Origin of the sequence: Shimia sp. Alg240-R146, from assembly GCF_947331465.1 — a bacterium.
Lineage (GTDB): Bacteria > Pseudomonadota > Alphaproteobacteria > Rhodobacterales > Rhodobacteraceae > Shimia.
Genome location: NZ_CAMZOK010000003.1, coordinates 587,862 through 604,636, shown reverse-complemented (window position 1 = coordinate 604,636; position 16,775 = coordinate 587,862). Strand labels below are relative to the sequence as shown.

19 protein-coding genes and 1 tRNA gene are annotated in these 16,775 nt (G+C 55.6%); 9 read left to right on the top strand and 11 right to left on the bottom strand.

The features are described from left to right. Positions 1-74: 74 nt before the first annotated feature. From PG871_RS18580 to PG871_RS18560, 5 genes are all read left to right on the top strand, one after another. Complete coding sequence (locus tag PG871_RS18580; protein WP_270732171.1) at positions 75-395, top strand: potassium channel family protein; 321 nt, start codon at positions 75-77, stop codon at positions 393-395. Between the two features lie 97 nt (positions 396-492). Then, positions 493-1,578, top strand: a complete 1,086-nt coding sequence (locus tag PG871_RS18575) for an AI-2E family transporter (protein ID WP_270732169.1) — start codon at positions 493-495, stop codon at positions 1,576-1,578. Then, positions 1,575-2,639 carry an HlyD family secretion protein gene (locus PG871_RS18570; protein WP_270732167.1) on the top strand — a complete coding sequence of 355 codons (1,065 nt, stop codon included), beginning with the start codon at positions 1,575-1,577 and terminating at the stop codon, positions 2,637-2,639. Before PG871_RS18575 ends, PG871_RS18570 begins: the two co-directional genes overlap by 4 nt. Before the next feature lie 76 nt (positions 2,640-2,715). Further along, on the top strand, positions 2,716-3,642 hold the full coding sequence (locus tag PG871_RS18565; RefSeq protein WP_443020513.1) for a hypothetical protein: 927 nt from the start codon (positions 2,716-2,718) through the stop codon (positions 3,640-3,642). A gap of 310 nt (positions 3,643-3,952) precedes the next feature. Next, entirely contained in the window at positions 3,953-4,483 is a 531-nt protein-coding gene (locus PG871_RS18560) for a DUF1415 domain-containing protein (RefSeq protein ID WP_270732162.1), read from the top strand. 40 nt (positions 4,484-4,523) lie between these two features. Here PG871_RS18560 and PG871_RS18555 read toward each other — a convergent pair whose 3' ends face one another. The 3 genes from PG871_RS18555 to PG871_RS18545 all read right to left on the bottom strand — a co-directional run bounded on the left by PG871_RS18555 (position 4,524) and on the right by PG871_RS18545 (position 6,679). After that, positions 4,524-4,670 carry a hypothetical protein gene (locus PG871_RS18555; protein ID WP_270732160.1) on the bottom strand — a complete coding sequence of 49 codons (147 nt, stop codon included), beginning with the start codon at positions 4,668-4,670 and terminating at the stop codon, positions 4,524-4,526. A 263-nt stretch (positions 4,671-4,933) separates the two neighbouring features. Then, positions 4,934-5,719 carry a glycosyltransferase family 2 protein gene (locus PG871_RS18550; RefSeq protein WP_270732158.1) on the bottom strand — a complete coding sequence of 262 codons (786 nt, stop codon included), beginning with the start codon at positions 5,717-5,719 and terminating at the stop codon, positions 4,934-4,936. Next, the gene (locus PG871_RS18545) at positions 5,720-6,679 is read right to left on the bottom strand and encodes a hypothetical protein (RefSeq protein ID WP_270732154.1); all 960 of its coding nucleotides are present in this window, start codon (positions 6,677-6,679) and stop codon (positions 5,720-5,722) included. Positions 6,680-6,856: 177 nt separating this feature from the next. On the opposite strand from PG871_RS18545, the gene PG871_RS18540 reads away from it, so the two are divergent. Both PG871_RS18540 and PG871_RS18535 read left to right on the top strand, forming a co-directional pair. Beyond that, on the top strand, positions 6,857-8,479 hold the full coding sequence (locus PG871_RS18540) for a radical SAM protein (protein ID WP_270732151.1): 1,623 nt from the start codon (positions 6,857-6,859) through the stop codon (positions 8,477-8,479). Then, a complete protein-coding gene (locus PG871_RS18535; RefSeq protein WP_270732149.1) occupies positions 8,479-9,150 on the top strand; it encodes an acetyltransferase in 672 nt (223 codons plus the stop codon). Before PG871_RS18540 ends, PG871_RS18535 begins: the two co-directional genes overlap by 1 nt. On the opposite strand, the gene PG871_RS18530 is transcribed toward PG871_RS18535, so the two are convergent. From PG871_RS18530 to PG871_RS18505, 6 genes are all read right to left on the bottom strand, one after another. Beyond that, the gene (locus PG871_RS18530) at positions 9,110-10,300 is read right to left on the bottom strand and encodes a DegT/DnrJ/EryC1/StrS family aminotransferase (protein ID WP_270732147.1); all 1,191 of its coding nucleotides are present in this window, start codon (positions 10,298-10,300) and stop codon (positions 9,110-9,112) included. The two genes, PG871_RS18535 and PG871_RS18530, sit on opposite strands and share 41 nt — an antisense overlap. Continuing rightward, complete coding sequence (locus PG871_RS18525) at positions 10,297-10,989, bottom strand: WbqC family protein (protein ID WP_270732144.1); 693 nt, start codon at positions 10,987-10,989, stop codon at positions 10,297-10,299. Before PG871_RS18525 ends, PG871_RS18530 begins: the two co-directional genes overlap by 4 nt. A 56-nt stretch (positions 10,990-11,045) precedes the next feature. Then, positions 11,046-11,690, bottom strand: coding sequence for a phage tail protein (locus PG871_RS18520; protein WP_270732141.1), 645 nt, complete (start codon positions 11,688-11,690; stop codon positions 11,046-11,048). A 34-nt stretch (positions 11,691-11,724) separates the two neighbouring features. After that, the gene (locus PG871_RS18515; RefSeq protein ID WP_270732140.1) at positions 11,725-12,363 is read right to left on the bottom strand and encodes a phage tail protein; all 639 of its coding nucleotides are present in this window, start codon (positions 12,361-12,363) and stop codon (positions 11,725-11,727) included. Between the two features lie 91 nt (positions 12,364-12,454). Next, positions 12,455-13,000 (bottom strand): phage tail protein, encoded by a 546-nt coding sequence (locus PG871_RS18510; RefSeq protein WP_270732744.1) that lies wholly within the window; start codon positions 12,998-13,000, stop codon positions 12,455-12,457. A 427-nt stretch (positions 13,001-13,427) separates the two neighbouring features. Continuing rightward, on the bottom strand, positions 13,428-14,096 hold the full coding sequence (locus PG871_RS18505) for a GntR family transcriptional regulator (protein WP_270732138.1): 669 nt from the start codon (positions 14,094-14,096) through the stop codon (positions 13,428-13,430). An 85-nt stretch (positions 14,097-14,181) separates the two neighbouring features. Here PG871_RS18505 and PG871_RS18500 point away from each other — a divergent pair, with 85 nt between their 5' ends. After that, positions 14,182-15,222: an AbrB family transcriptional regulator gene (locus PG871_RS18500; RefSeq protein WP_270732136.1), complete on the top strand. Its 1,041-nt coding sequence runs from the start codon at positions 14,182-14,184 to the stop codon at positions 15,220-15,222. Between the two features lie 242 nt (positions 15,223-15,464). Here the strand turns inward: PG871_RS18500 and PG871_RS18495 are convergent. After that, a tRNA-Ala gene (locus PG871_RS18495) sits at positions 15,465-15,540 on the bottom strand. Between the two features lie 95 nt (positions 15,541-15,635). After that, positions 15,636-15,959: a TIGR02300 family protein gene (locus tag PG871_RS18490; RefSeq protein ID WP_270732134.1), complete on the bottom strand. Its 324-nt coding sequence runs from the start codon at positions 15,957-15,959 to the stop codon at positions 15,636-15,638. Between the two features lie 109 nt (positions 15,960-16,068). On the opposite strand from PG871_RS18490, the gene PG871_RS18485 reads away from it, so the two are divergent. Further along, on the top strand, positions 16,069-16,758 hold the full coding sequence (locus PG871_RS18485; RefSeq protein WP_270732132.1) for a M48 family metallopeptidase: 690 nt from the start codon (positions 16,069-16,071) through the stop codon (positions 16,756-16,758). The last annotated feature ends 17 nt before the right edge of the window (positions 16,759-16,775 follow it).

The following is a 16,775-nucleotide window of genomic DNA, read 5'->3' as shown; positions in this document are numbered from 1 at the left end:
GATACCAGTGCCTCGTGGGCTATCGTAAAACGAAGCACTGCAAAAACAAGTCAGGAGGGCTGGGTGTGAATTCTATGAAAATAATGCTCCGCGGCGTTGGGGTTGCGCTGAGTGATGGTCGCGTGAAATGGCTGCTTGCTGTCACTTTAGGAATGGTGGTTTGGGCGAGTGTGTTTTACCGATTTGTTGAGGGGTGGAGTTGGCTCGACGCAATCTACTTTTCTGTCATTACCATTTCCACAGTTGGTTACGGGGATTTCTCGCCGGAAACCGCTGCTGGAAAAATCTTTACAATGTTTTATCTGATCATCGGCCTGGGCGTTTTTTTAGCTGCCGCAACAACTTTTGCCGACGCTATCATAACCCAAAATCGGGACGACGACGGCAAGGCCTAAATCAAACTACAGTACTCAATTTAACAGAGACCATTGAGCACCAAACGACACAATGGTCCATTTCCCAAACACATGGGCAATAAAAACGGAGGTAATTATGTCAACCAATCAGGAAGCCAAATTTGTCGACATGGCCATTCGAATGGTTTTTTTGGGGCTGTTTATTTACAGCGCAATTGTCATGGTCACCCCATTGGCGAGCGTCCTAATTTGGGCGGTTATTCTTGCCGTAGCCCTCTATCCAACTTTTGACGGACTTCAAAAAAGGCTGGGAGGTCGCAAATCTCTTGTTTCGGCGATCTTTGTTCTGATCGGTCTGGCCATAACCCTTGGGCCGTTAGCTTCGGCAGTGTCGAGTTCGGCAAGTCTGGGCTCAGAGCTTGCAACGGGTTTGTCTGAAGGGACGCTTAAGGTGCCACCAGCGCCAGAAGGTCTGAGTGAGATTCCTCTGCTTGGCCAAAAGGCGAGCGAAGTCTGGTCGATGTTTGAAAGAAACCTTGATGGGGCTTTGAAAACCTACAGTGAGCAGATTATCGCAATCCTTCAGGCCGTTCTGGGCAAGGCCGTTGGACTTGGTCTTGGGCTTTTGGGATTGGCGCTTTCAGCGATCATTATGGGGGCCCTTCTGAAACCCGGCCCAACCCTTGTGGCGGGTGTTCAGCGATTTGCGAACCGCGTTTTTGCACCACGTGGCGGCGAGTTTATCCTTATGGCAGGCGCCACAATCCGCAATGTTACTAAAGGTGTTGTTGGCGTGGCCGCCATTCAGGCCTTCGTCGTCTGGCTTCTTTTGGCATCGTTCGGGTTTAGCTCGGCGGCAACACTGGCGCTGATCTCGTTGATCCTGAGCATCATTCAGGTTGGACCCGGATTGGTGCTTTTACCTGTTGTGATCTATGCGTGGAGTTCGATGTCCGGAGGGGCGGCACTCGTTTTGACTGTGCTTGCAGTTCCTACTGCAATTATGGATAGTTTTCTACGCCCAGTCTTTATTTCCAAGGGATTGGAAACGCCCATGCTTGTTATCTTGATTGGCGTGATCGGCGGTATGATGGCTTATGGCATGATCGGGATATTCATGGGGCCAGTGCTGTTCGCGGTTTTCTATGAGTTGTTCAAAGCCTGGATTGATGGCGACCAAGAACAAGAAGATGTAGACGAAACAACGGAACAGACGTCATGAGAAAGACAATTTGGTCGAGCGTAGGTTTTCTGGCGATTTTCCTGATTTGGTACATCGCTGCCGACAGAATGACGCCTTTCACAGGCAATGCGCGTGTCAAAGTGATCGCGACGCAGGTCGTGCCGGAAGTGAGCGGCACCGTTACCGAGGTTTTGGTCGAAAACGGGCAAATTGTCTATGCGGGTGAGGTCTTGGTACGGATCGACCGTAGACCTTATGAGATCGATAAGGCCAAGGCCGAGGCAGAGTTGGCTTCCGCTACACAGGATGTCGGCGCGTCATCCGCCGAAGTCAGCGGCGCCCAAGCCAGAGTGGCGCGGGCGCGTGCAGATCTTGATACCCTGGGCTTGCAGGCCCAGAGAGTTTTCGCACTTGAAAAAAGAGGATTGATCGCCCTCTCCAAAGCAGATGATGCGCGGGGACAGATCATGGAGGCGGAAGCCGAGTTGGAAAGCTCGCAAGCCGACCTGGAGCGCGCCAAACAGCAACTCGGACAGAAAGGGCAGGAAAACCCCAAGATTCAGAAAGCTCTAGCCGCATTGGCTGAAGCTAACCTAAATCTGGAACGAACCGAGCTTAAGGCGCCATCAGATGGTGTGGTTTCAAATCTTCTGGTCGCACCCGGCACCTATGCAAGGTCGGGTAGCGACCTGCTGACATTCCTGGATGCGCGAAATGTCTGGGTTGAGGCTTACATGACTGAAAACAACCTTGGGCTGGCCAAGGTCGGCGATACGGTCGATGTTGTGCTCAACATGCACCCTGGCCGCGTCGTCAAAGGGCGTATCGAAAGCTTTAGTGGCGCAGTTTCGGTCAGTGGTGCGGACACCGTAGGCGATTTGGCCAGCGCGCCAACAACCAAAGGCTTCATGCGAGAGGCGGAACGATTTCCGGTTCGAATTGTTCTACCAGGCTATGAAGAAGGCGATGATGAGGACGACCTGAAGTTTCAACTAAACGGGCAGGCCGATGTCATTTTTTACCTTACAGAACGTCCGATATTGAACTTTCTCGGCCGCGTATACATCCGGTCTGTGGCCTATATTTCTTATGCCTATTGAAGCCAGGCCAGCAATTCTACGTCTGACGTGCGGAACCGCAGGGGTGTTTTCGCTTGGGCTGCTTCTAGGGTGGCCAATGTGGTCGATTGGTGCTGTGTTCTCAGCGCTTTTCCTGCAGGCACCTGCGGCGATGCCGATCAGGGCCAGCATAAATCTGTTCAAGTTCGCGATCCTGGCCCTGCTGGGGTCATGGCTGTTGTTTTCTATGCTTGCGCCATACCCGTTTGTGTTTCTCTGCGGAGTGGCTTTGGCCATCATGGTCGCTTTTGCCTACTCAGTGTTGGGGGCTGGGGTCCTGCAGGGTATCATCGCGTTGATGGCGGCTATGATGGTCCCTAACATGGTTTTGCAATCCGGCGATTTGGCAATGCTGCTCGTAGTTTGGATTCCGGCAAATCTATTGATTGCCGGCCTTGTGACCTCCTTGTGCTTTGCAATCTTTCCAGCAGCCCCGCCAGACCCTGCACAGGCCACACCCCAAACTGCGCCCAAGGCGTTCGACAAGCGTCGTCGCTTGCTGCGTATGTGTCTTGTGACCATCCCCTTTGCTTTGGCCTTCTTTGTCTCGGGCTCGTCCGCATTGCTCGTACTATTCTTTGTCGCGATCCTTGCTCAGCAGCTTGCCGCCATGCCAGCCGCCGGAACAACGGTCGCTAAAGCCATGTTAACTGCGAACCTCTTAGGGGCGGGATTTTCGATCGTTTTGTATGAAATCACGGTCATCGCACCCTCAGTAATGACGCCCATTTTGTTGAGTGTCCTAACCTGTTTGCTTCTGGGCACCTTGATGAAGTCCGACCACAAACTCGCGCCCGCCGCAGGGTCCGCGCTGACCACGGCGATAATTGTCTACGGTGGAACAATTGCGCCATTTTCAGACGAAGCCGACGTCAAAAGCATTGTGCGCGTAATGCAAGTTGGTCTGGCAGCGTTAATCGTCATCACAGCTTACGTCGTTGTTGACGAGTTTCTCCCAGAACAAGGCACCGCCGATAGTGTGTGAATGGTGTTTGCAGCAAGAGCTTAATATCGACGCCGATTGCGATAGTATTTGAGTGGTCGAAGGTTATTACTTCGGGAAATACTGCTCACGACGTCCGTCTAAGCACAATAATCGAAGGTGTGTTGTGTAGCCTGTGTGCTTCAGGCCATTGGCGGTAAACAGACGGTTGCAACAGCGCTAAGTCGATGGTTTTGGTTTTTGCAAACAAACCAGAGTATGGGCAAAAATATGCTTTAAGCTCGTCAAACAAGGAAGGATTGATCGTATCACCAAGTTTGACCCCAAGACGCTATCAATAGCTCATCAAGATGTGGTTAAAAACACCCGTCTGTGGCTTGAACAAATGGTCGTAGGATTAAACTTATGCCCATTTTCCTCCAGCGTCATAACCCGAGATCAAGTCTACTATGCTGTATGTGATGCCACCACCGATGCATTACTAAAGCAGTTCTTTTTGGGTGAATTGCAGCGCCTGCTTGGAGCCAACGAACATGACATTGCCACCAGCTTGCTCATGTTTACTAAAGGTCTGGAAGAGTTCGATGAATACCTCGCCCTACTCGACTGGTTTCAGCAGTTATTGGAGCAAGCAGACCTGACAGAGCATGTGCAATTGGCATCTTTTCACCCTCAATATCAATTTGAGGGAGTGGCCGCAGACGATCTTAGCCACTTTACCAATCGCTCACCCTACCCAACCATACATCTTCTGCGGCAAGATCAGATGACCAAAGTCCTTGCGCACGTTTCCGATCCCGAGAAGATTTATTTGGATAACATAGAAACACTGAATAAAATTGGGCGTCGACAGGTCGAAGAACTCTGCCCATGGGGTACATAAAATCTGTTTTCATCGTCGTGAAACAGTGACCGTCGTCAGGTTATAGCACCTTCATCCGACCATTCTGTGGGCCAGCAACAAAATACCGAAACGGCAAAATCCGCTGGCTTGCGGTGCGTTTGGCCAGAATGATGCCCTCAAACGTCATTGGGATGTCATAGGTTTGATGCTGAGGTGAACTCTGCACATGGTTGAGGGTTCAACCGGATCCCGAGCGGTTATTTTACTACACCCATCAATGCCTCAACTTCGCGTTCTGCGAGTGCCACACTGGCATAGATGCCCTCAGGTGGCAGAACCGCCCAGCTCTCGATCATACCTGATCCTCCGTTTCCTAACTAATAGGGGCGGACCGCTTCAGTTCGGGGAGGACCAATCGGTCGTTGCACGGCCACAACTGCGCCCGCGCTATAGTGCACGACAAACCCGCTGGCGTCTTACTGCATTTCATTAATCCTGGTCATCCGGCGGTTCGACCACGGGCGTTGGCTCACTGACTTTTTCGAAATGCGCGTTGCGGGCTTCCATGCTGTAGTCGCTATAGTCATAGGCATTTAGCAACGACAGATGCCGATGCAGTACTGTGGTCGCGATAGCGCATTGGACACCGGCTTTGCGGGCGTGGCGATATACTTGGCCGTCCCGCGAGAACACCAATTTGTGCAGGATGCTTTTGCGCGCCATCACAAGGCGTCCCGCCGGGTTGAACGGATCAATAAGCGGCTCATCAGGCTGAATGGCTGGCAAGTCACGCTCAGGACTTGTGGCCTTGGTCAGCGCGTTGGCCTCGGCGCGAGTTTTGTCGTGCAGCAACGGCGCTATGTCGTCGTATGGAATGAAATCGCGCTTGTCGACATATGACCCAAGCAGACCTAGCTTAGGATTTTCGTCCATCAAAGTGCTCATCCGGGTCAGCCAGCAGGGGTCGCTGTCAAAGACCACGACGTCGCTGTCAAAAACCACGATTTTGTCACCGAGACCATCAGAATAGGTTCGTACAGCCTGCAACAAACGGGTTGGGTCGTTCTCAGAATGCCACTCAACTTTGTGAAACATCGATCGGCGTTCAAAGCCGCGCACAACCTCGCGCACCATCGGATCATCGGAGGCATTGTCGGTCAAAATGAAGCGTGCCGGGTGGTGAGTGTGGCGATACAAGCTGTCCAGGCACGCCCACAGGTACAGGGGGCGGTTGCGGCATTGGATGATGACGGTGATCGGGTCGACTTGGGCCAATCAGCAGTCCCCCTCTTGGCGCACAGCATAGCCGACGCCGTGTCGTCCGTATTCATTCCCGCAGTAAAACATATAGCTGGTTCCGTTGTGGCGGATGATGGAAGGGTAACATTGCATGTCGTGGTCCCAATCCCCCTGCTGCGGTGGATTGGCGTATGCATGTGCGGTATCGCGCCGTGTCCAAGCCCGTCCATCCGTCGAGGTGGCATAGCCTATTTTGTAGGCGCGCAGGCTTGGGTCGGATGCGTCATACCGGCCGCGCGTGCAGTACCACATTTCAAACCCGTCAGACGTCTGTTGAACCCAAGGGCGCATGTGCCCGCCTTCGTGTGGTCCGGCGAGGGCTATGGCGGGTGTAGTGTCCTCGCGCCAGCGTGCGAGATCGTCGGAAACCGCGTGCCGGATATCATATCGCAACTCAGGGTCGGTGTCGGACGGAAACGTCCATTCTCGCAGGCTGGAAAACCACATGTGCCATTGCGATCCCATACGAATAACTTGCGGAATACCACAGCCCGCAGGGTTGGTTGACCCGGCTGCAAGCACGGGGGCCTGACCGGACTTTTCGATCGTTTCCCCATCGTCCAAACTGTGAGCGAGGCCAATGCCAAGCTCGTATGGCGTCGCCGTGAGCTGCCTCAGGCCGGAGGTTCCAAAAACCACCTTGTCGCCATCTGGCGCGGCGCACGTGACGCCGGACGCATCCTGATCAAATGCACCTGCCGGCCCGACCCGCAGGCACGGTTGCGGCGCAATTGATAGAACTTTCATATCGTTTGACGGGTCAAGGTCGATGCGGACGCTGGCGCCACGGTTGTTGGCGTCTCGACCGGCCACATACAGCCGCCATAACCGGTCGTGGATTGGTAAAACCGTTGGAATTTGCGCATGTGATCGCCACCAGGGGTGGGTGTCCGGCACAGACAAAAACTGTCCCTTTCTAAGCCAGCACGACTGCATGCAAATATCTCCCCAATTGGCAATGCGTGCCGAAAGCTCTGGACCGGAAACGCGCCAATCAAAGCGCTGAGAAAGCTATGCCGATTTCTAATCCTCTGATAAGACATTGACTACGTTACAGTGTGTTTACAAGTGCAATTACCCGTTTATCGTGAAATGTATACAGGTGGTATCCCATTGAAAAGACTGTCTATCTGTCTGATTGCACCGAAATTTGAGCCTTCTTATTGGGGGCGGGAATACGCTTTGCCCCTGTTGCCCGGTGACAAGCGGGCTTGGACAATGCCGGGCGTGCTGACCCTTTTGGCAGGCCTTTTGCCTGCGACCCACGAAGTTGTGTTGATTGACGAGTCGGTGGAGGCAATCGACTTTGAGGCTTTGCGCCGGTTTGACGTGATTGGTGTGACCGGCCAGATCGTGCAACGCGCGCGCATGGTTGAGATTTTGGAACACGTGCGGGACCTGCCCGCAACTGTGGTTGTCGGCGGGCCATATGCCGCCATCAACGAGAAGTTTTTCGCCGGCTTGTGCGACGTAGTTTTTGTCGGGGAAGCTGATCAGACCTGGCCGGATTTTATCGAAGCATTGGCGCAGGGGGCTCCCGTTGAGGCCCGCTACGAGCAAAAAGAGCCGACGGATATGTCGACACTTCCGCCATCCCGTTTTGAGTTGCTGAAAACCAAGCATTATGTGTCAGCGTCCATTCAGTATTCCCGCGGCTGCCCGTTTACCTGCGAGTTTTGCGACATCATTGTGATCTTTGGCAGGCGTCCCAGGGTGAAGACACCGGAGCAGGTCGTTGCCGAACTTGAAGGCGTGCGGCAGGCTGGGTTCAGCGTGTGTGTGGTGGTGGACGACAATTTCATCGGCAACAAGGTCGCGGTCAAAAAGATGCTTCCAGCGGTCATTAAATGGCAGGAGGAGAACGGCTACCCGCTGTCTTTAGCGACAGAGGCGACGTTGAATCTGGCGGATGATCCGGAGTTGATGGATCTTATGGTTCAGGCCAATTTTCGCGAGGTTTTCATTGGCATCGAAAGCCCGCGTGCGGAGTCGCTCAAGGAAACCAAAAAGCTGCAAAACATTCGCGGTGAGTCGATGTTGTCCAAGCTCGATCACATTCGCGACGCGGGTCTTGTGACCTCAGCAGGTTTCATCGTCGGGTTCGATAATGATGACACGCGCATTTTTCAGGAGCAGGTCCAGTTCATCGAAGCCGCCAGCATCGCGCAGGTGTCTGTCGGGCTTTTGGTCGCCCTGCCCAAAACTCCGTTGTATGATCGGCTTGGTGCCGAGGGACGTCTGACGGATGACAATGACGCCTGCAATTTTGTCCCCAAACAGATGTCCCGCGAAGAGTTGGTTGATGGCTGCGCTGATGCGCTTCGGGAACTCTATTCTGCTGAGGCGTTCCTTGGGCGGGTTGTTCGCAACGTGACAAGCTCGGAAGGCTTCCGAGAGAAACGCGCGGCGATGGCTGCCCGCGCAGATACGGGGGGCAGTGTCATCGGCGCGCTGGTGTCTTCGGGGATCATCGGTTTTCGGTTGGCGCGCGCGATGGCGCGTGAAGGCATGTTGTGGCGCGGAATTCAGATGTACATGCGGGAGTATCGCAAGCAACGGGCCGTAAAGGCTATGTCTTTTCCTGTGTTTCTGTATCTGTGTGCGTTGCATTGGCACCACTATCGCCAGACGCATTTGTATGCCCGCGACAATACTGAACGTGGGATGAACATAATCGGACCCGCGCGTGTTGAGGCCAAGGAAGGTGTCGCGAAAAATCACATGGCGGACGTGTAATGGCTCGGGTGGTTTTGTTTGGCATCGGTCAGGTTTCAGAGACCCTGACGGTATATCTTGAACGGGAGTCAGATCATGAGATCGTCGGCTACACCGTGGACGCCGCATTCCGGGACGGAAAGACCCAATTCATGGGGAAACCGGTTTTCGACTGGGAAACGCTGGAGACCCATTTTGCGCCGGATCAGGGGGTGGTTTTTGGACCGCTGAGTTATCGCGGCATGAACCAGTTGCGGCGGGAGCGGTATGAGGAAGGCAAGGCGCGCGGGTATGATTTTCTGACGTTCATTCACCCTGCCAGTCACGTTTATACCGATCAGATAGGTGAGAACTGTTTGATCCTCGAAGCCAATACAATTCAGCCTTTTGCCAAGATCGGCAACAACGTGATGATCTGGAGCGGAAACCACATCGGGCATCACACGCATGTCGGGGACCATTGTTTCGTGAGCACCCATGTGGCGATTGCCGGCAGTTGTCGGATTGGCCCGTCCTGCTTCTTTGCCGGCAAAAGTGGCGTGGCCGACAACGTCACGGTTGGCGAAGGGTGTCTGATTGGAGCTGGTGCATCGGTATTGAGTGATCTGGAGGCGGGTTCATTTGCCCGCGAGAGTGCCACTCATGTGGTGCCTAAAGCTGCGCAACGTTTCGGGAAATTGTTGTTGAGCTAACAGCCGTGGCCTTTGCTATCGTCGCGCAGATGTCCTGCGTCGCGCCTTTGGGCATGTCGCAATAATACGGAATGCCCAGCAAGCGCCGCGACAGGTCGTGGGTGACCGGTAAAGGGTCAGCCTCAAAGGGGCCGAAACCTGGCTCGGCATGCAGACCAAACCCGTACCAGAACCGGCTGTCTATCCCTTTGTTTGCAAGGCGGTGGCGAAGGTCGAAGGCTTGCGCAGGCGTCGCCGACTCAAACAGAGAATAGGCATAAGAAACATCCCCGCCGATCCAGAGGAACGGCGTCACTGCGTTTGTTTTGGCCGCGCGGTGATAGGCGCTGGCCACCTGCTGAAATTGCCAGAGTTTGGCGGCCCAATCGTCCAACGCGGCCATAGCAACACAGGCGTGGTATTCGCTCATCTTGCCGTTGATATTGTCGCCGGTGACTTGCCGTGTGCCATAAAAACCGTTGTTTGTTGCGCGAACAGCGCGTTCCAGAAGCTCTGGGTCTGAAGTCAAAACGCCACCGCCTTCGCCGCAGCCAAATGCCTTGGTTGCATGAAAACTCAGTGCGATTGGGATGTCGGGCGGGTAGTCTTGGGCGCTGCGCAGCAAGACGTCAAAGCTTGCGGCGGCGTCCATCACCACGGGCACGCCGGTGTCGCGACTGAAGTTGGCCCAAGCCCCCAGGTCGGGCACACGGCCAAAGGGCGCGGTGATAACCACCAGACCGACTTCATCGAGACGGGGATGGGTGTGCAGTGCCTCTGGATCGGGCGTCCAGCTGTCGCGGGCGACGTCCACAAGATAGGGCGTGTAGCCGCAACATTGGATCGCGGAAACCGTGGCGACAAAGGTGTAAGATGGACATATCGCCAAAGGTTTTCGGGTGCCGGCGCGACCCGCCCGGGCCAAAATGGCCCCGATCAGTGCGGTAGAGCCGGACGACGTGAGCGACAGTCCGCCCTCAGTCACACCAAGCAGCATTCCGAGCCGCTTTTGAAGTTGTTGGCTGACCGGACCCAGGTTTGAGTAAATCCGGCTTTGATCCAGACACTCCAGATAAGGCATGATCGCCTGCGCCGTGGGCAAACGGGGCTTGGAGACTGGCACTTTCGGATCAGAAAGGGTGGTGTGGATGGTGTCTGCGGAGCGTGTCATCGTTTTGGCGACACCAAAGGCCGCGTGCGTTGTCGTGCCAGGTCATTTCGCAAGGCGGTCCGGTCGGATGTGGCCAGCGCGGGCAACAAAAACCGAAACGGGCCATCATAAGGCGGAAGGAAACTCAGGTTCATTCCGTTCTGAGAAAACCGGTCCTGGTAATAGAGCGCGTGCCCACCAGGTGGGTTGATATAGTGTGATGCCCCACGGCTTTTGGCGATTGCGATAATGCGGTCCTGCGCGCGCAGCGTTGGATCGATGTCGAGTTGCGAGCTGCGCACGTGAGCGCGTTGCACACCGAGATAGTCGCAGATCCGGTCGATTTGGCGACACAGGTAATCAGTGACAGAGGTGGTTGAAATACAGAGAAGGTCGACCAAGTTCATCGCTGTGCTGTGGGCTATGGTGTCATGCCATGGCTGACGCGCAAGGCGTTTTGACCATTCTTGGTTCGCGTTGTCAGCAAACTGCAGTGATCTGATTTTAATGGATCTTTCGGCCTTGGCGACGGGTAGCGTCAGCCAGCCGGCTCCTTCAACTGATGGCGTTTCGCAACGGTGGACCCGTCCGCGGCGCGGGAATTGCACGCAGTCAAGAAATACAACCTCGTCTGCCCTGTCAAACAAGGAGAAGTAGCCCATGTAGGGAAAGAAATAAGGCTGAATGATCGCGATGGATTTGGGGCGCATTCTGATGGTCCGATTGGTGGTTGGGCCGCCAGACAGCGTCCGGCGGCCCAGATTGTCTATGGGCGCGAGGGGTAGGTGCCTTCAAGCGCGATGCAAGTGTTGATCGCGGTGTAAGGCTGCATATTGGTCAGCGGTTGCTGGTTGCCATTGTTGCCCAGCGTCACGTTGTGCGTGAAGTTGACCGATCCGGCCCCCATCGTGACGTTTGGCGTGGTTGTGGTCGCATAGATTGCGGCGCCAGCCGGGAAGGTTGGTTTGTAGCTATTGGCCGGGCTCGCCGTATTCGGCGCATTGGAGCTGGCCGCCACTGACGCTGTCATCGTTCCACCTACAGCATGGGAGTGCGAAGGAAGATTGGTGATCGTATACGTGGTGTCAGTCAGGCCAATGACTTCGCCCTGGCGGTTCGGCGACAGGCCCGGGCCGGTGCCGACATGCATGTTATAGCGCCCGCGAAGGTCCGGCAGAGCAAAGGTTGTCCGTCCGTCGCCACCGTAAGTCGTGCCGAGCAGCGAAAACAACGCGGTATGCTGCGAGATCGCGAGGATCGCACCGTTGGCTGACGCCCAGCCCCGCGGGCAGAAGTTTTCGCCAACTTGCATGATGGTTCCGATAAAGGGGTCGGTGTCCGCAACCGATTGCGTTGTGCCCGCACCAAACGTGCACAGCGCCACGGCCAGAGTTTTTGTAATTTTTTTCATGTTATCATCCTGAATTTCTGAAAGGCCGTTTGTCTCAAGACCGCGACGGATAAATGCCAAAAAGGGCGATACAGTAGTTTGTCACCAGCGTCGGTGCGATGTTGATAACGGGTTGGCTGCCACCTGTGTTGGCGACGTGCTCCGCCGAAATGTCCACGCTCACACTGCCGGTTGCCATGTCCTGAATGGTGCCGGGCGTCGAAGCGTAGAAGTTTCCGGCACTGGTCGGCAGGTAGTTTCCATTGGGATCGTTGGTTGTGGGCGCTTCGCTGCTGGCAACCAATTGCGCACTGACGGTGCCTGCGGGCTGGTGGGTGTGCGATGGCATGTTGGACACTTGAACAAGCTCGGTTTCAGTCCCGGCACGCAGGCCTTCGGTGCGAGGTGTCAATCCCGGTCCACTGCCATTGCCAACCGGAATACGCCCGCGCAATTCCGGCAGGGCAAAAGTTGTGCGGCCGTCACCGCCATAGATCGTACCGAGCAGCGAAAACAGCGCGTCATTACCGCTGATGGCGAGCAGTTGGCCGTTTAGCGGCGCCCAATCTCGGGGGCAAAAGTTAAAGCCGAACGAGCGAATTTCGCCAATGAACGGCTCATCCGCTTGGGCTATGGGGGCTGTTGCGGCGACCGCTGTGGTTGCTGCAAACAGAAGGGTGATAATTTTCTTCATCGATTTATCCTTGGGTCGAAAACACGCGGCGGCTGAACAGGCCTGACCTGTGTCGCGCGCGTTTGGAAATAAAAATCATTCGCCACGGGCATCAGTTGCGCGAGGGGAAATCGCCAGTGGTTGCAATACAGTATTTCAGCACGCCAAACGGCTGCATGTTGTTCTGAGCTCTGCCGCTTCCGGTGTTTGCGAAAGTCACATTTGAGTTCAGGTCAACCGTGCGGTTGTGCATCAACTGAGGTGTTCCAAGCGACGTGGCATAGGCCTTTTCGTTGGCACCAAATGTACCAAGCATATTGCCGCCCGGAGCGTTTGAAGCTGTTGGGCTTGTTGTCGCCATCAGCTGAGTTGTTGGCTCACCGACAATCTGGTGGTTGTGCGTTGGCATGTTGGCGACGGTCATGGATGTATATTCCTGCCCGCCCATTGCGCCGACTTGATAATAAGGCAAGGCCGTGCCCTGACCGGCCGCAATCGGAGCCCGTCCACGAAGGTCTGGCAAACCAAATGTTGTGCGACCGTCACCGCCGAATTGTGTTCCCAAGAGAGAATACAGTGATTGGTTTTGGTTGATTGGCAAAAGCTGCCCGTCAGCATTGGCCCATCCGCGTGGACAAAAATTGAAGCCGATTAGCATCACATCGCCAAGGGATGGGTTGCTCCCGGCGTGAACTGGCGCGGCGGGCGCACTAATTGAAAGGGCAGCCGCGAACGCAGCTGGCAAATATTTTCTCATGACTAATCCCTGTTTTTTTAGATGTATTGGTATTGAGTGCCGTTAAGTTATCACGGACTGAAAAACTCTCAAAGGTTGAAGTGTTGAGAAATTTTTCTTGCAACCCAAACGAATTAGGCGAGCCATACGGTTTCGTATGCGAGGGGGAGGAGATGAAGGGTGTCCTTCGCGTTGGGGTTGCGTGGACTCAGTCGGGGCGTTCGCATGAACGGAAGTGGACGCCCCGTGTTCAGTGCATGTCGGGTTGCAGGTTTGGTGGGGTCTGAGCGTTGACTTGATCAAGCCCGAAGAACACGGCGCCAAATGACTAAGCTGTATCGCGTCGGTATTACGTCGGTAAGGCGTCGGTGGCGCGGAACGCCTTGATCCGGGCGCGTTGCGAGGTCTCTATGTGGTGGCGCATGGCAGCTTCGGCAGCGTCCGCGTCGCGCGCTTGCAGTGCATCTAGCACTGCTGTGTGTTCCTTCACAGCGCTTTCAAATCGGCTGGAGTCCGCAAGCGTTGTGGGTCCCAAAATCATCATCGCCCTTTGCATGGCCTGCACAGATTTTGTCAGAAACCGGTTCTTGGCCGCGTTCAGAAGTTGGGCGTGAAAATGACGGTTGAGGTGAAAGGCGCGGGTGCCTTGTCCGGCCTCTAGAAGTTCCTCGTTGAGTGCGCGCAATTCGGCGATTTCGACATCCGAGGCGGAGCGCACCGCAAAACGCACGGCGGCGCCTTCGAGCACTGCACGCATCTCGTAAAGTTCCATGACTTCGGCATAGCTGAGGCTGCGCACCGATGCGCCCTGACGTGGCACATGGCTAACAAGGCCGTCGGCCTCCAATTGCCTGATGGCTTCACGTACAGGCGTGCGGCTGATGCCTAGGCGATCAGCAAGCTCGGTCTCCCGCAGGCGATCACCTGGCAACAGCTTTCCATCGCGGATCTCGGACAGGAGCGCGGAGTAAGTGGCGTTTCCGTGTAGGCCGTCGGATGAGTGTGTGTCGTCTTGCATGTTTCGTGTCGCCTTGCCTCTTTGTGTCCGAATGTATACAAGTGGATGCAATACCGTCAAGCCGCGCAAAGATGAGTCGCTTTCCATGACCACCACACTTCTGAGAGCGAAAACCTTTGCCGCTGCCGCGTCGGGCGCTGGCCTTTTTTGGGCGCTTGGACTGCCCCTGCCGTTTCTGTTCGGGCCGATGAGCGCCTGTCTTGTGTTGGCATTGTCAGGCGGCAAGCTGTCGGGATTTGGGCAGGTGTCAGTGGCGGCGCGGACTATCCTTGGCGTGGCCGTCGGTACGTCGTTGACGCCGGAGGTGGTGGCGACATTGCCGCAGATGGCGGGATCCATTGCGTTGGTTCCGCTCTATGTGGTCTTGATTGCTGCAATCGGAGTGCCATTTTTCCGCCATGTCGGAAAATTTGACCCTGTGACGTCTTATTATGCGGCGATGCCAGGCGGATTGCAGGACATGATTTTGTTCGGACAAGAGGCCGGCGGCAGCGCGCGTGTCTTGTCCTTGATCCATGCAACGCGGGTTCTGGTGATCGTGACGTTGGCACCGGCTATTCTGACGGGGCTTTACGGCGCAAGTCTGAGCAATCCGATCGGTCAGCCCGCATCAGAGATACCGATAGGCGAGATGGCTCTGATGGTGGTCGCGGCCTTGGTTGGCTGGAAGGGCGGTGAAAAAATCGGCTTGTTTGGCGCATCGATTCTGGGGCCGATGATTGTGTCTGCTGCGCTGACGATGGCGGGTCTGTTGCATTCGCGCCCGCCCGCCGAAGCGATCCTAACCGCGCAGTTTTTCATCGGGGTCGGTATTGGCGTGCATTATGTAGGTGTCACGCTGCGAGAGTTGCGCCAGATCGTTGCCGCGGGATTGGCGTTCATGGTGGTGCTGGCGGCTTTGGCGGCGGCGTTTGCAGAAGCTGTGACGCTCTTGGGATTGGCCCCACCGATGGAGGCTTTTTTGGCGTTTGCACCCGGTGGGCAAGCAGAGATGACGGTCTTGTCGATTATTGTCGGGGCCGATTTGGGATTTGTGATAGCCCACCATTTGACACGCATTGTTGTTGTCATTTTGGGCGCGCCGATTGTCGCGCGATTGTTGCGCAAAAGTTCGTCTGGCGGCTGATTGGACTATCCTTTGATCGTGGATTCGGGATGCGCTGCATATGAGATCACTTTGGCGCATTCTCAGACAAGGGCAGTTTTTCATAAGCGGCATCGTGTGAGGTTCGGGATCGCCGCGCACGGTGAATATCCAAGCCATCAAGCAAAGAAGAATTACCCCGCGCCTTTGGTGCAAGGCGTTGAAGTAAAACGCAAAGCCACGTCTAATATCTGGCGAGCGGAAGATTGTTTTGATGGGTAATTTGGTGGAGCCTAGGAGGATCGAACTCCTGACCTCTTCGCTGCCAGCGAAGCGCTCTCCCAGCTGAGCTAAGGCCCCATCAATCAGGCCTCTCAGCCTGTGCGCGCCTGATTAGGCGTATTCAGAGGCGGGTTCAAGTGAAAAATCCCGCCTCCGATAACTTTGTGCGACGATCAGCTGTCGTCGTCTTCGGAGGCCACGTCTGCGATCTCTTCCAACGGAACGTTGTCGTCTTCTTCGTCGTCATCCAGAACATCGTCATCGAGTTCCAGATCCACGTTTTCATCATCCTCAAGCACCTCATCGGTGGTCTCAAGGTTTTTGGCTTTGAGCGTCGCCGCATCTTCGGCATCTGCCGCGATCATGCGGCTTTTGCCAGCTTCTACTTCCACCACGTCGCCCGTGTAGGGGCTGACGATCGGGTTTTTGTTCAGGTCATAAAAGCGCTTGCCTGTGGTTGGGCACACACGCTTGACGCCCCATTCTTCTTTGGGCATGGGAAATCCCCTTTGAATCGGTTGAGTCTCTCTCGACGGTCTGCGGCAACTGCCATATGAAAGAGGCCGTGTCAAAGGGGTTTCGCCCGAACCCGCCCAAGGAGGGCCAATGTCGCAACATATCTTCCCCGGAAACCCGCCTTTGACTGTGGTTTTGCGCCATTCGACCCGTGCGCGGCGGATCAGCCTGCGGGTGTCGCGCCTGGACGGGCGGGTGACGCTGACCGTGCCCAAGGGCGTGCGGGAGCGCGAGGCGCTGACTTTTGCGCGCGAAAAGGAATCATGGGTGCGGGCGCAATTGGACAAGCAGCCAACACAGGTTCAGATCGCCCTGGGCTCTGAACTGCCGGTGGGCGGGCGTATGCGGCGTGTGGTGGCCGGTTCAGGGCGATCGGTGGTGCTTGGGGTCGATGAGATCGCAGTGCCCGGCGATGCGGCGCGTGCGGGCGCGCGGGTGCAGGGCTTTCTGCGGGAGTTGGCGCGCAATCGACTGGCGGAGGCTGTGGATCATTATGGCGCCCGATTGGGACGTCATCCGACCCGAATGACGCTTCGGGACACGCGGTCGCGCTGGGGGTCATGTAGTTCCGCCGGGGCGTTGATGTTTTCATGGCGGTTGGTGATGGCCCCTGAGGAGGTGCTGGACTATGTCGCTGCCCATGAGGTGGCGCATCTGGCGGAAATGAACCATTCCAAAGTGTTCTGGGATCAAGTGACACGTATTCACGGAACCTATCGGGATCAGCGCAATTGGCTGCGGGATCAGGGGCAGGAACTGCACCGGTATCGCTTTGCATGACGGTGCATTGACCTTCG